This window comes from Chryseobacterium sp. JV558 (genome assembly GCF_033712365.1).
In the GTDB taxonomy this organism is placed as follows: domain Bacteria; phylum Bacteroidota; class Bacteroidia; order Flavobacteriales; family Weeksellaceae; genus Chryseobacterium.
On the sequence record NZ_WJHU01000001.1, the window covers coordinates 1208042 to 1222218 of the forward strand.

Here is a 14177-nt window from a genome sequence, read left to right on the forward strand (position 1 = left end):
TGATACTAAAAAAGTTTTGTAAGTTTGAAAAAGAATCCATCAAGAAATAACCGTTTGAGCCATGAGCGAAAATAATATTCCTTTACCGATCAATTACTCCTGTCATTTTTCAGAATTCAGGGAAGGAGAACAGTTTGCAAGAATCCACAGTCTGGGGCTGGTTCTTTCCGGGGAAATGGAACTGAATGACGGGATCACAAAGACAATATTTAAAGAGGGTGAACTTTATTCTGCGAGAAAAAACCGTCTCCTGAAGTTTGCAAAATATCCTCCTAAAAATGGGGAGATAAGAACAGTAACCATCTATTTTGATGAAGCCATCTTACGAGATTTCAGCCGTGAATATGGTTATCAGGCAGAAAAGAAAGACAATACTCCAGCTTTTATAAAACCGGATCAAAAGGCATTAACTTCTTTTATGTATTCTTTACTGGCTTATGAAGAGCTTCCTGCTTCTACAGAACTTCTGCGCCTCAAACAGAAAGAAGCTTTACTTCTGATGCTGAGCGATGATCCGGGTCTTAAAGATATTTTATTTGATTTCTCTGAGCCTTACAAAATAGATATTGAAACTTTTATGAACAAAAACTTTCATTTCAATGTCAATGTAGAGCGATTTGCTTATTTGACAGGGAGAAGCCTGTCTGCTTTTAAAAGAGATTTTCAAAAGATATTTGGACTACCACCAAGACAATGGTTGCAACTAAGACGATTAAAGGAAGCTCATTTTTTGCTTACTCAGAAAGGGAGATCGGTTTCTGATATTTATCTGGATCTGGGCTTTGAAAATTTATCCCACTTCTCCTTTGCCTTTAAAAAGCAGTTTGGCTACCCACCGAGTTCATTACAGGCAAAATAACTTAGACTTCATCTAAAAAAATATATCTGAAAGCGAGTATAATCAAAATAACAGATCGTGCCATGAAAATCATAACACGATCTGAATAATTGAATCTAATTATTTAAAGTTTTTTAAAGTGCATATTCTACGGAAGCTTCTTTAGCAGCTGCCACCATTGCTATCAAAGCTTTTTCGGTTTCTTCCCAATGTCTTGTTTTCAGTCCGCAGTCAGGATTTACCCAAAGTTGATTGGCAGGAATAACGTTCTGGGCTTTTCTCAACAGTTCAATCATTTCTTCTTTAGACGGAACTCTTGGGGAATGGATATCGTATACGCCGGGACCAATTTCGTTTGGATATCTGAAGTCTGCAAAAGCATTCAGCAGTTCCATCTGAGAACGGGAACATTCTATGGTAATCACATCAGCATCCATATCAGCAATGTTTTCAATAATATCATTGAATTCCGAATAACACATGTGGGTATGAATCTGAGTGGCATCTTCTATTCCGCTTGCAGAGATTCTGAAAGCTTCTACAGCCCATTTCAGGTAATTCTGCCAGTCGGTTTTTCGTAATGGAAGTCCTTCTCTTATCGCGGGCTCATCAATCTGAATGATTCTGATTCCAGCTTTTTCAAGATCCACAACCTCATCACGGATGGCCAGAGCAATCTGTTTACATGTTTCTGAACGAGGCTGATCATCACGTACAAAAGACCACTGTAAAATTGTAACGGGACCTGTAAGCATTCCTTTTACCCATTTTTCAGTCTGGGATTGAGCGTATTGAGACCAATATACCGTCATCGGCGTGGGGCGGGAAACATCACCAAAGATCACAGGAGGTTTTACACAACGGCTTCCGTAGCTTTGTACCCAGCCATTTTTCGTAAATACAAAACCTTCCAGCTGTTCCCCGAAATATTCCACCATATCGTTACGCTCAAATTCCCCGTGAACCAAAACATCTATTCCTATTTCTTCCTGCCAGTTGATGGTTCTCTGGGTTTCTTCTTTCAATAAGGTATCATACTGCTCTGCCGTAAGCTCTCCTTTTTTGAATTTTGCTCTCCAGCTTCTTACCTCCGTAGTCTGTGGGAATGACCCGATGGTTGTTGTTGGAAATAAAGGAAGTTGCAGTACTTTCTGCTGTTCTTCTTTACGGATTTTGAAGGTATTGATCCTTTGTGCATCTTTTTCAGTAACAGCATTCGCTCTTTGCTTCACCTCATCATTATGGATAAGTGAAGATGTTCTTCTGTTTGCAATTCCTTTTTTATTTTCTTCAAATAAAGCAAGAATCTGTTCATTTTCCGTTCCGGATGCCAGTTCTTTAAGTGTTACCACTTCTGCTACTTTCTGCTTGGCAAAAGCCAGCCAGTTTTTAATTTCCGGATTAAGGGAAGTTTCAAAATCCAGATCACACGGTGAATGAAGTAATGAAGAGGAAGGAGCAATTAAAACTCTTTCAGATCCCAATTTCTCAACTGCTTTTCTGATGAAAGACAAAGATTTTTCAAAATCATTTTTCCAGATATTTCTTCCGTCAACTACTCCTAATGAAAGGCTTAAGCTTTCTGGAACAGCACTCAAAATATCATCCAATTGCTCAGGATTTCTTACCAGATCTATATGCAATACATTCACGGGAAGTGATGCCGCAAGTGATCCGTTATCATTTAATCCTTCAAAATAAGTAGCCACAATCAATTTCAGTTTCGGGAAGCGTTTTCTTATTTCGGCGTAAACAAAATGATATGTTTCTTTTGCTTTCTCCGTTAAATCCAACGCTAAGAAAGGTTCATCAAACTGAATCCACTCTGCACCCTGTTCCTGAAGTTTGGTTAAAATCTCAGTATATACGGAAAGAAGGTTTCCAGCCAGATCCAGTTTATCAAATCCTTCTTCTTTTTCTTTTCCTAACAGCAGATAAGAAACCAGCCCGATGATTACCGGTTTTGCATTGATTCCTGCCTGTTTTGCTCCCGAAAATTCATTAAAAATTTTATCTGAATTCAGTTTAAAATGCTGATTTTTATAAAACTCGGGAACGATATAGTGATAATTGGTATCAAACCATTTCGTCATTTCCATTGCAGTGATATCCAATCCTTCTTTCTGGTATCCTCTTGCCATAGCAAAGTAAAGATCCAGCTCAGAGTTGTTCTTTTTAAGCACTACTTCATGATAACGTGTAGGAATTGCTCCTACCACAAGGCTCATATCCAATACCTGATCATAGTATGAAAAGTCATTACATGGAATAAGGTCTATTCCTGCTTCTTTCTGAATGTTCCAGTTTTGGGTACAGATCGTTCTCCCTGTATTCAGAAGTTCTTCCAAAAGGATTTTACCTGACCAATATTGCTCGCAGGCTTTTTTGAGTTCTCTTTTGCTACCAATACGCGGATAGCCCAGAATGTGAGTTTGCATTTTTAAACTTTTTAATTAAACTTAATGTCAAGCCCTTTTAAAATGCTTCGGAATGTTTTAACGGATAAAATTTCAGGGCTCATGATATAACCAACAACACAATTTCCCTTACAGAGAAAATGTATTCATTCGATATATCATCTGTATGACCCAAAAGCTTCAGACCGCGAAAGCATTGTCAATTCAGTAAAGGCAGGTCTCCTGACTTGTAACAGTTTCCGTCATCCTTCCCGCTTTTGGCAGTGGATATGCAAGGACAGAAACCTTTGTATGTTACTTACAGTTGCGCGACAGCTCGTGATTCTCACACGATTCCCTATTAATTTACGTTATGTAAAGCCTTTCCTGTTTGATGAAGTATCTTTAAAGAACTGTACTTTTACCCATAACATGGTTATCAGTAAAAGTTTTTAATTTTGTGTAAAATTACTAATACAGAATAAAAACACAATCAAACTCAATTAATTAAGCAAAATAAACTTTTAAAAACATAAATAAAAGCATATAATTCTTTACATTTGACTATTATTATAATCTAAAAGAATAATATTCTGTGGAACAACTCGATGATAAGGATGTACAGCTGCTGAGGCTGCTCCAGAAAAATGCAAAACTGACCGTTAAAGAGCTTGCAAAGGAAGTGAACCTCTCCACTTCGCCGGTTTTTGAAAGGGTAAAAAGATTGGAACAGGAAGGATTTGTGAAAAGGTATGCGGCTGTTCTTGATGCTGAAAAGCTCAACCGGGGGTTTACAGTTTTCTGCCAGATCAAGCTGAAAATTCATGACAGATCTGTAGGGTATGATTTTGTAAAAGAAATTTTAGAAATTGAAGAAGTTGCGGAATGCTATAATATTTCCGGAGATTTTGATTTTCTTCTGAAAGTTCAGGTACGGGATATGAAACATTATCAGGATTTTGTATTTAACAAACTGGGATCTGTAGATTCTATCGGGAGTACCCACAGTACATTTGTTATGGCTGAGGTAAAAAACAATCATGGCCTGACCATTTAAGTAATGGAAAAACAGAGAATTGAAAATGGAAGATGATGCTTAAGTTAAACCATGCTATTTTCAATTCTCTATCTTCCAATCCATTAGTTTCCTTTAAAGTCCGGATTTCTTTTTTCTATGAATGCTCCGATGCCTTCATTGTGATCTTCTGTTGTGAACAATTCTCCGAATAAAGCGGCTTCCTGTTTCAATCCGTCTGTGATATGCAGTTCAAATCCTGTATTTAAAGACTGTTTCGCTTTTGCCACAGCTACAGGACCTCTTGCAGCAATTGTTTCTGCCAGTTTTTGAGCTTCGTTCAGTAATTCTTCGGGAGCGAAAACATGGTTGACAAAACCAAAATCTTTACAGGCTTCCGCGGAATAAAATTCTCCAGAGAAAACCATTTCCCTTGCTTTGTATAATCCAATAGCTCTTGGCAAACGCTGGGTTCCGCCAAAACAAGGCAATAATCCCAGTGTTACTTCAGGAAGTCCAAATTTTGCTTTTCCGCTGGCCAGAATAATATCACAGGATAATGCAAGTTCACAACCTCCCCCCAACGCAAAACCATTTACAGCGGCTATCACCGCAAACGGAAGCTCTTCAATAGCGTTAAAAGCGGTCTGTGCAGCAATTGAAAATGCCTCTGCTTCTGCGGGAGTCATCTGCTGCATTGCTTTAATGTCAGCCCCTGCAACAAAAGCTTTTTCTCCGGAACCAGTAATAATTAATACCCTGATATTATTATCTGATTTTATCTGGTCAGCAAATGATTTCAGTTCCTGTAAAACCTGTTCATTCAATGAATTTAAAGCTTGCGGACGATTGATTGTTAACGTTCCAATGTGTCCATTCTGTTGATATAGTAATGTTTCAAAAATCATTTTTAAAGGTCTCTGTTTAGAAATTGAATAATACTTGAAAAGTCTGTTTTTCCGTTTCCTGATTCGCTCCACATTCTGTATAAATTCAATGCGGTATTGCCCAGAGGTGTAGATGTTTTGGTTTCCAAACCTGCTTCTGCGGCCAGCCCAAGATCTTTTGTCATCAGATCAACGGCAAAACCACCGGAATAATTACGGGAAGCCGGAGCATTTTCCATCACTCCCGGATAGGGGTTATACACGTCTAAAGACCAGTTTTTTCCGGAACTCTTCTGCATAATCTCACTTAAAATCTGAGGATTAAGACCATGTTTCACCCCAAGATTGATGGCTTCTGAAGTTCCGATCATATGAATGGCCAGCAACATATTATTACAGATCTTGGCAACCTGTCCTGCCCCGGATTCTCCGGCATGAAATATATTCTGCCCCATACACTTCAGTATCGGCCTGGCTTTTTCGTAGTCTTCCTGTTTACCGCCAACAATAAAGGTGAGCGTACCCGCCTGAGCACCAGAAGTTCCCCCGGAAACAGGGGCATCTATCATTTTGCAGCCTTTTGAAACAGCTAGTTCAGCCACTGTACGGGCTGTAACCGCATCAATGGTACTGCTGTCAATCAATAATGTATTTGGTTTCAGGCTGCTTATAAACTCTTCTGAATAGAGTTCAGCAACGTGTTTTCCTGAAGGCAGCATTGAAATCACAACGTCTGCGTCCTTACAGGCAGCTACAGCAGATTCGGCAGCCTGCCCTCCTTCTGAAACCAGTATTTTCAAAGCTTCTTCTGAAAGATCAAAGCCTATCACATGATGTCCTTTTTTGATCAGGTTAACGGCCATTGGGCCACCCATATTTCCTAATCCTATGAATGCTATATTTGACATAATTTTTAAGTTTAAAGTTGAGCGTTCAAAGCGTAATACTTAAATCTCTATTCTCAATTTTTCATTTTCCATTTTCAGTTCTTTAAAGTAGGAATCGATCCATTCTTCTGTAATATCTTTCCATGTTGCCGGATGCCATTTCGGAGACATATCTTTGTCTACTAATAATGCTCTTACTCCTTCTGCGAAATCAGGGTGAATGCAGCATTGGCAGGATAGATTCAGTTCAGATTGAAAAACCTCCTCAAGGCTTAAATCTTTACCTTGTTTCAGCTGTCTGAAAATAATATGTGCCGAACTTGGAGATCCGGATTCAAAGCTTTTTATACCGTTAGTGATCCATTCATCTTTACCATCATGGCTGATTAATATTTTTCTGAAATCCTCCAGAGAATCTACACCTTCAAACTGTCTGATAAAAGGCTCATGTAATGCTGCCTGAGACTGAGGAATAATGACCTCTTTTGAAATATTTTCCAGGATATGGGAAACGGTTTTATGAGATGCTCCGTTCCAATCTGCCTGCAAAAGGGCATTCAGAATAGTTTCTTTTGAAGAGGATTCTATATAATAATCTGCCAGTCCTAAGAATTTACAATCTGCACCATCCAATCTTGCGCCTGTTAATCCTAAATAAACGCCATAAGCGGAAGGCATTTTATTCAAAAACCAGGTTCCTCCTACATCAGGGTATAGGCCAATTGTAATTTCAGGCATTGCCAGCTTACTTTTTTCGGTAACAATTCGGTGTGAAGCACCCACCATTAAACCAATTCCGCCACCCATGACGATTCCGTGCCCCCAGACGATGACAGGTTTTGGGTAGGTATGGATGGTATAATCTACTTCGTATTCTTTTGAGAAGAAGTCGAAACAATCCTGCGGAACTTTTGTGTCATCTATTGTACGCTGTGCAATAATAGCATCATGTAATTTTCTTACATCACCACCAGCACATAATGCTTTTTCACCAGCTCCCTGAAGGAATATACAGGCTACTTCATCAGAGGTTTTCCAGTCTTCCAAAACGGCTTTCAGTTCTTCTATCATTTCCAATGACAGCGAATTGAGCGTTTTCTCTGAATTCAGGGTAATAATTCCGACCTTATTTTTTATTTCTGTTATAATTACACTCATGATATTTAATTAAAAATTGAGAGTTGAAAATTGAAATTTATTATTTAAAAGTTATCTAAACTTTATACAATCACAAAAGTTTTTATTTTAAAATACTTTAATTCCCTTAAGTAAGTTTAAAATGATGCCGCAGAAAAGCTCACATAAGATAAAAATCAAAGATTCTACAGTAATGAAAAATCTGTTATCATCTTATTTGTAAAGTAGCTCCTTCTTCAAGGATCTTTCTTGAAATAACGAGTTTCATAATTTCATTAGTTCCTTCTACAACCTGATGTACTCTGGCATCACGCATCAGCCTTTCTACCGGAAAATCCTGTGTACAGCCATAACCGCCTAAGATCTGAAGAGCATCATTGCATATATTGAAACTCATATCTGTAGCCAGCCTTTTGGCCATTGCACAATAAGTGGTGGCATTGGGATCTTTGGAATCAAGCTTAAATGCTGCCAACTGTACCATTTGACGGGCTGCAACCAATTCTGTCGCCATATCTGCAATTTTAAACTGAAGAGATTGAAACTGGGCCAATGATTTCCCGAACTGCTGCCGCTCATGCATATAGCGCTGAGCCTGATTAATTGCTCCCTGTGCTGCTCCTACGGAACAGGTTCCGATGTTGATACGGCCTCCGTCCAATCCTTTCAGAGCTATTTTAAATCCTTCCCCTAATGTACCTAAAAGATATTTTTCATCTACCTCTACATGATCCAAAAATACAAAACGGGTTGGCTGCGTATTCCATCCTAATTTTTTTTCTTTTTCTCCAAAACTGATTCCCGGAGTATCGGCATGTACTACAAAAGCACTGATTCCTTTGGTACCAGATTCACCTGTACGGGCCATGACAATTAATATATCGCTTTCACCGGCGCCGGAAATAAATGCTTTGGTTCCGTTAATACGATATTTATTTCCTTTTTTTATGGCAGTTGTTTTCAAACCTGCTGCATCTGAGCCTGAACCGGGTTCGGTAAGACAGTAGGAACCTAAGAGTTTACCTGATGCAAGATCCGGACATAGTTCTTTTCTGATTTCATCGCTTCCAAACTCATCAATCATCCATGAAACCATATTGTGTATGGTAATATAGGCCGTGGTGGAAGGACACGCGGCTGCTAATTCTTCAAATATGATAGCAGCATCCAGCCGTGATAACCCCAGCCCTCCTCCTTCTTCACTGGTATATACTCCGCAGAAACCCAATTCTCCGGCCTTACCAATAGCCTCTCTGGGAAACTTCTTCTCAGCATCCCATTCTGAAGCATATGGAAACAGCTCTTTTTCAGCAAACTTTCTCGCAGCATCCTGAAATGCCAGCTGATCTTCATTTAGATTAAACTCCATAATATTGTATTGAAAATTTATTTGAATTGAGAATGAATAATTGAATATAAAAGTGGATAACTGAGCATTACAATCATTTTCAATGATCTACTTTCTCTTATTTTAAGTTGATGGTCATATTTACACTTCCTCCCGGCACATCTTCTTCAAACCAACGGGCTGTAATGGTTTTGGTTTCGGTATAGAAACGAACGCCTTGTTTTCCGTAAGAATGCAGATCGCCAAAGAATGATTTCCGCCATCCTGTAAAAGAGAAAAACGGCAGTGGAACAGGAATCGGAAGGTTAACTCCAATCTGCCCTACTTCAATTTCATGCTGGAATTTTCTTGCAGCAGCTCCTGAATTGGTAAAAATAGAAGTCCCGTTTCCGTACGGATTTTCATTAATAATTCTGATCGCCTCATCTAAATTTTCTGCCTTTAATAACAACAATGCAGGCCCGAAAATTTCTTCTTTGTAGATGTCCATATCCACAGAAACATTATTAAATAAGGTAGGTCCTACAAAATATCCGTTTTCATAACCTTCTACGGTACACCCGCTTCCATCCAACAGAACTTCGGCTCCCTGATCATAGGCACTTTTAATCAATCTTAACACTTTATCTTTGGATTGCTGATTGATCAATGGACCAAATGCAGCAGATTCATCAGACCAAACTCCTGGTTTGATTGTACTTAAAGCAGTTTTAATATCTTCTACCCAGTTTTGTGCCTCTCCTACCAATACGGCAACACTGATCGCCATACAACGCTGGCCGGCAGCACCACAGGAAGCTCCCACCAGATTATTGATTACCTGATTTTTATTGGCATCCGGCATGACCACCATATGATTTTTGGCACCGCCAAAAGCCTGAACTCTTTTCAGATTATCGGTTCCGGTTCGGTAAACATGTTCTGCAACCGGTACAGAGCCTACAAATGAAATAGCCCTGATGTCAGCGTGATTCAAAATATGATTTACCTGATCTTTGGTACCATGAACAATATTTAAAACACCTTTAGGGAAACCTGCCTCCAAAAACAGCTCTGCCATTTTCATAGAGGTCATAGGAGTCTGCTCAGAAGGTTTCAAAATAAAGGTATTACCACATGCTATTGCCATAGGAAACATCCACAAAGGAATCATGGCCGGGAAGTTGAAAGGCGTAATTCCTGCACAGACCCCAAGAGGCTGAATGTAACTGTAGGTGTCTACCCCTCTTGCTACATTTTCTACCGTTTCCCCCATCATCAGGGTCGGAATATTACAGGCATGCTCTACGACTTCTATACCTCGCCACACATCTCCCATAGCATCTGCAAAGGTTTTTCCGTTTTCCTTAGAGAGAATTTCTGCAATTTCTTTTTGATGTTCTTTTAAAAGATGCTGGTATTTCAGGAATAGTCTTGCTCTTTCCGGAGTGGCAACTTCTTTCCATATTTTGAAGGCTTCCGCAGCGGCTTCAATAGCTTCATCTATTTCAGATAATTCCGTGAGAGGAACTTCTGCCAGGATCTCCTGGGAAGCAGGATTTTCTACAGGAAGATAGTTTTTCGTTGTACTTTCTGTAAAATTTCCATTGATTAATATTTTTATTTTTTGTGACATAGTTTTTAAATTAAAAATTGAGAATGGAGAATTGATTATTTTTCAAAAAACATCGACTATTTATTAAAAAAGTTTTGCTGTTCAATTCTCCATTTTCTTATTGATTTTAAATGACTAAAAGATCTACAAATTCATTGACGTTAAGATTCACTAAGGTGTCATATTCCAATGAATTTTCAAGAATTGTTCTTTGTTGTTTTTCCGGGAAAATACGGGCAAGATTAACTTTATATTTCTTGATCAGTTCAGGAATACCTTCGTCCCTTCTGCGTTTGTGACCAATAGGATATTCTACCACTATTTCGTCTAAAACAGTTCCGTCATTAAGTTCTACTGTCACCGTATTTGCAATGGAGCGTTTTTCTGGATCGTGATAATCTGTAGTAAACTGAACATCTTCCACACATTCAATTTTATCACGAAGTACATCAATTCTTGGGTCGGAAGCAATGTTATCTTCATAATCAGCAGCTGTCAATCTTCCGTGAATCAATGGTACAGCCACCATATATTGGATGCAGTGGTCGCGGTCAGCAGGATTATTTAACGGTCCTTTTTTATCGATAATTCTAATAGCTGCTTCGTGAGTACGAATGGTAATTTTTTTGATATCATCTGTTGTTTTCCCAAGGCCTCTTAAAGTTGCATGTAATGTCATTGCAGCTTCTACTGCAGTCTGCGAGTGAAATTCTGCAGGGAAGGAAATTTTAAAGAGTACGTTTTCCATTACGTAAGAACTGTATTCTCTCTGGAATTTGAATTCATTCCCTTTGAAAGAAACATCATAGAATCCCCATGTTTTTGCCGTCAATACAGATGGATAGCCCATTTCTCCCGTTTTTGCAATCAGGGCAAGACGTACCGCTCTTGATGTAGCATCTCCTGCAGCCCATGATTTACGGGAACCTGTATTGGGAGCGTGGCGGTATGTTCTTAAAGACTGTCCGTCCACAAAAGCCAGTGATACGGCATTGATGATTTCATCACGGTTTAACCCGATCAGCTTTCCTACCACTGCTGTAGAAGCCAGCTTTACCAATAAAACATGGTCCAGTCCTACTTTGTTGAAAGAGTTTTCCAATGCCATTACGCCCTGAATTTCGTGAGCCATAATCATGGCTTCCAATACCTGCTTCATTTTTAAAGGAGCTTTTCCTTCTGCGATATTGGTTCTGGATAACCAGTCTGCAGTCGCTAAAATCCCTCCAAGGTTATCAGATGGATGTCCCCATTCTGCTGCCAGCCATGTATCATTGAAATCCAGCCAGCGGATGATCGCTCCGATATTGAACGCTGCCTGAATAGGATCCAGCTGGAATTGGGTACCCGGAACTTTTGCTCCGTTAGGAACTACTGTCCCTTTTACCACAGGTCCTAAAAGTTTTGTACATGCGGGGTAAGTCAATGCTTCCAGACCACAGCCGATCGTATCCAGAAGACAATAATGAGCGGTCTTCCATGCTAAGTCATTTTTAATTTCGTAGTTTAAGACATAGTCTGCAATGTCTGTTAATACCTGATCGGGTTGTGGTCTTTCGTTTGAGATGTGTGAACTCATTTTTTATTGTTGAAAAATTTTAATTAATTAAAAGTTAAGAGCGGAAAATTGAAAATGAACTATTGATATTTCCATTATTTCCTGTCGTTGATGGACACAAATTCTTTGTTTTCGGGTCCTGTATAGTTGGCACTTGGGCGGATAATCTTCCCATCCTGTCTCTGTTCTATAATGTGGGCACTCCAGCCTGTAACTCTTGAAATGACAAATAACGGAGTAAACATCAGGGTAGGAACTCCCATCAAGTGATAAGAAACAGCGGAGAACCAATCCAGATTCGGGAACATTTTCTTTTCTTCCCACATTACAGTTTCAAGCTTTTCAGCAATAGTATACAGCAGCATATCTCCTGCTTCCTCGGAAAGTTCTTTAGCTACCTTTTTGATCACGACATTTCTTGGGTCTGAAATGGTATACACCGGGTGTCCAAATCCGATAATCACTTCTTTGTTCGCAATACGCTGGCGAATGTCACTTTCTGCTTCATCCGGAGAATGATAACGGCTTTGGATTTCAAAAGCTACTTCATTAGCTCCACCATGTTTAGGTCCTCTCAAAGCACCAATGGCTCCGGTAATGGCAGAATAAATATCAGATCCTGTACCGGCAATCACACGGCTGGTGAATGTTGACGCATTAAATTCATGTTCTGCGTACAGGTTCAACGAGATTTCCATTGCTTTCACCCAGGAATCTGAAGGTTTCTTTCCGTGTAACAGGTGAAGAAAATGCCCTCCTATTGTATCATCATCGGTTTCTACGTCAATTTCTTTTCCATTATGGGTATAGTGGTACCAATATAACAGGCCCGAGCTGAAAGATGCCAGTAATTTGTCTGCAATATCTCTTGCTCCCGCCATATTATGATCGTCTTTTTCCGGCTGAATACTTCCGACAGCGGAAACCATAGAACGCATAACATCCATTGGGTGAGCTGCTGCAGGAATACTCTTAAGGATATTTCTCACAGAATGAGGCAGTCCTCTCAGAGATTTTAATTTGGCTTTATAGTTTTTCAACTGTGCTCCGGTAGGTAGCTGGCCATAGATCAAAAGGTAGGCTACTTCTTCAAATTGCGTTTTTTCTGCCAGATCCAGAATATCATATCCTCTGTAATGGAGATCGTTTCCACTTTTTCCGACACTGCAAAGCGCAGTATTACCTGCTGCTACCCCTGAAAGCGCAACGCTTTTTTTAGGTTTAAATGTGGGTTCACTATTCGTTGACATTATCAATTATTTTGTTTAAAAAGGTTGTCTAATTTTTGTTCATAGTCGTAGTATCCAATGCTTTGATAGAGTTCTTCTCTGGTTTGCATGGTATCTAATACATTGGCCTGTGTTCCGTCTTTACGAAGGTGTTCGTATACATTTTGAGCCGCTTTATTGGCGGCACGGAAAGCCGAAAGCGGATAAAGAACCAGTCCTACGCCTGCATTTTTTAATTCTTCCACTGTGTACATTCTGATCATCCCAAATTCTGTAATATTAGCCAGTACGGGAACTCCTGTAGCTTCAACAAACTTTTGGTAAAAGCTTAAATCAGGAACGGCTTCTGCAAAGATGAAATCTGCTCCGGCTTCTTTGTAAGCAACCGCTCTTTCCAATGTTTTTTCCAATCCTTCATTAGCAAATGCATCGGTACGGGCACCTATTACAAAATTCTCATCGGTACGGGCATCTGCAGCAGCTTTCAGCCTGTCAACCATTTCTTCTTTGGTTACCACTTCCTTTCCCGGGCGGTGTCCACAACGTTTTGCACCTACCTGATCTTCAATATGCAAAGCAGCAGCTCCGGCTTTAATCAGTGACTTTACGGTTCTTGCCACATTAAATGCTGAAGGTCCAAATCCGGTATCAACATCTACCATCAATGGTACATCGCAAACATTCGTGATACGCTGAACATCAATCAATACATCTTCCAGCGTAGTAATTCCTAAATCCGGAATACCCAGAGAGCCTGCAGCAACACCGCCTCCTGAAAGATAAATTGCATTGAACCCAGCCTGCTGTGCTAGCAATGCATGATTGGCATTAATAGTACCAACAATCTGAAGGGGACTTTCTTTTCGCATGGCCTCCCGAAATTTCATACCAGGAGACTTCAAACTTTCACTTGTAGTCATTATAATATTTATTGTTTAGTTGAATTTTGTTTACAGAAGACCATGAATAGGCGCAATAATAGCCACCATTCCATGATGTGGTAAAAAGGAAATCAAAAGGAAACAGGACTGTTCTATTCGTCTTTTGTAACTTGGAATTATGCACCATTACCTCCCTGCAAACCTGTTTATTTCCAAGTCTGCTGCTCCTGCATGAATAACCGAAATCGAATGGGTACATTTTTTAACTTTTTATATTGATTAAATCCTCATAAAAAGTTCCTGATACACTTCACAATGCCTGTGGAAAAGAAAAATATGGAAAAGGAAAATACGATGAATACACGATAATGAAAGAGCATACTGCCCCGCTACTTATCTGCATCACA

11 protein-coding genes and 1 riboswitch are annotated in these 14177 nt (G+C 39.5%); of the genes, 2 read left to right on the forward strand and 9 right to left on the reverse strand.

From position 1 onward, the window contains the following. Positions 1–61 precede the first annotated feature (61 nt). Positions 62–859, forward strand: a complete 798-nt coding sequence (locus GFU89_RS05600) for an AraC family transcriptional regulator (RefSeq protein ID WP_318846211.1) — start codon at positions 62–64, stop codon at positions 857–859. Positions 860–972: 113 nt separating this feature from the next. Here the strand turns inward: GFU89_RS05600 and metE are convergent, their stop codons facing one another. Continuing rightward, the gene (metE, locus tag GFU89_RS05605; protein ID WP_318846212.1) at positions 973–3276 is read right to left on the reverse strand and encodes a 5-methyltetrahydropteroyltriglutamate--homocysteine S-methyltransferase; all 2304 of its coding nucleotides are present in this window, start codon (positions 3274–3276) and stop codon (positions 973–975) included. A 173-nt stretch (positions 3277–3449) separates the two neighbouring features. Beyond that, positions 3450–3635, reverse strand: a riboswitch (cobalamin riboswitch). A gap of 194 nt (positions 3636–3829) precedes the next feature. Here metE and GFU89_RS05610 point away from each other — a divergent pair. Continuing rightward, the gene (locus tag GFU89_RS05610) at positions 3830–4291 is read left to right on the forward strand and encodes an Lrp/AsnC family transcriptional regulator (RefSeq protein ID WP_047422640.1); all 462 of its coding nucleotides are present in this window, start codon (positions 3830–3832) and stop codon (positions 4289–4291) included. An 83-nt stretch (positions 4292–4374) separates the two neighbouring features. Here the strand turns inward: GFU89_RS05610 and GFU89_RS05615 are convergent, their stop codons facing one another. From GFU89_RS05615 to prpB, 8 genes are all read right to left on the reverse strand, one after another. Next, a complete protein-coding gene (locus GFU89_RS05615) occupies positions 4375–5157 on the reverse strand; it encodes an enoyl-CoA hydratase/isomerase family protein (RefSeq protein ID WP_318846213.1) in 783 nt (260 codons plus the stop codon). Between the two features lie 2 nt (positions 5158–5159). Beyond that, the gene (gene mmsB, locus GFU89_RS05620; protein WP_318846214.1) at positions 5160–6044 is read right to left on the reverse strand and encodes a 3-hydroxyisobutyrate dehydrogenase; all 885 of its coding nucleotides are present in this window, start codon (positions 6042–6044) and stop codon (positions 5160–5162) included. A 39-nt stretch (positions 6045–6083) separates the two neighbouring features. Continuing rightward, positions 6084–7181, reverse strand: a complete 1098-nt coding sequence (locus GFU89_RS05625) for an enoyl-CoA hydratase/isomerase family protein (RefSeq protein WP_318846215.1) — start codon at positions 7179–7181, stop codon at positions 6084–6086. Positions 7182–7368: 187 nt separating this feature from the next. Next, the gene (locus GFU89_RS05630; RefSeq protein ID WP_318846216.1) at positions 7369–8529 is read right to left on the reverse strand and encodes an acyl-CoA dehydrogenase family protein; all 1161 of its coding nucleotides are present in this window, start codon (positions 8527–8529) and stop codon (positions 7369–7371) included. Between the two features lie 97 nt (positions 8530–8626). After that, a complete protein-coding gene (locus GFU89_RS05635) occupies positions 8627–10123 on the reverse strand; it encodes a CoA-acylating methylmalonate-semialdehyde dehydrogenase (RefSeq protein WP_318846217.1) in 1497 nt (498 codons plus the stop codon). A gap of 106 nt (positions 10124–10229) precedes the next feature. Then, positions 10230–11681 carry a bifunctional 2-methylcitrate dehydratase/aconitate hydratase gene (locus GFU89_RS05640; protein WP_318846218.1) on the reverse strand — a complete coding sequence of 484 codons (1452 nt, stop codon included), beginning with the start codon at positions 11679–11681 and terminating at the stop codon, positions 10230–10232. 74 nt (positions 11682–11755) lie between these two features. Then, positions 11756–12910, reverse strand: coding sequence for a 2-methylcitrate synthase (gene prpC, locus GFU89_RS05645; RefSeq protein ID WP_318846219.1), 1155 nt, complete (start codon positions 12908–12910; stop codon positions 11756–11758). A 2-nt stretch (positions 12911–12912) separates the two neighbouring features. Further along, positions 12913–13809, reverse strand: coding sequence for a methylisocitrate lyase (gene prpB, locus GFU89_RS05650; protein ID WP_318846220.1), 897 nt, complete (start codon positions 13807–13809; stop codon positions 12913–12915). Between the last annotated feature and the right edge of the window lie 368 nt (positions 13810–14177).

Excerpts from the sequence above, each read along its gene's own strand:
- GFU89_RS05600 (WP_318846211.1), top strand. The coding sequence starts at position 62 with ATGAGCGAAAATAATATTCCTTTACCGATCAATTACTCCTGTCATTTT.
- metE (WP_318846212.1), bottom strand. The coding sequence starts at position 3,276 with ATGCAAACTCACATTCTGGGCTATCCGCGTATTGGTAGCAAAAGAGAA.
- GFU89_RS05615 (WP_318846213.1), bottom strand. The coding sequence starts at position 5,157 with ATGATTTTTGAAACATTACTATATCAACAGAATGGACACATTGGAACG.
- mmsB (WP_318846214.1), bottom strand. The coding sequence starts at position 6,044 with ATGTCAAATATAGCATTCATAGGATTAGGAAATATGGGTGGCCCAATG.
- GFU89_RS05625 (WP_318846215.1), bottom strand. The coding sequence starts at position 7,181 with ATGAGTGTAATTATAACAGAAATAAAAAATAAGGTCGGAATTATTACC.
- GFU89_RS05630 (WP_318846216.1), bottom strand. The coding sequence starts at position 8,529 with ATGGAGTTTAATCTAAATGAAGATCAGCTGGCATTTCAGGATGCTGCG.
- GFU89_RS05635 (WP_318846217.1), bottom strand. The coding sequence starts at position 10,123 with ATGTCACAAAAAATAAAAATATTAATCAATGGAAATTTTACAGAAAGT.
- GFU89_RS05640 (WP_318846218.1), bottom strand. The coding sequence starts at position 11,681 with ATGAGTTCACACATCTCAAACGAAAGACCACAACCCGATCAGGTATTA.
- prpC (WP_318846219.1), bottom strand. The coding sequence starts at position 12,910 with ATGTCAACGAATAGTGAACCCACATTTAAACCTAAAAAAAGCGTTGCG.
- prpB (WP_318846220.1), bottom strand. The coding sequence starts at position 13,809 with ATGACTACAAGTGAAAGTTTGAAGTCTCCTGGTATGAAATTTCGGGAG.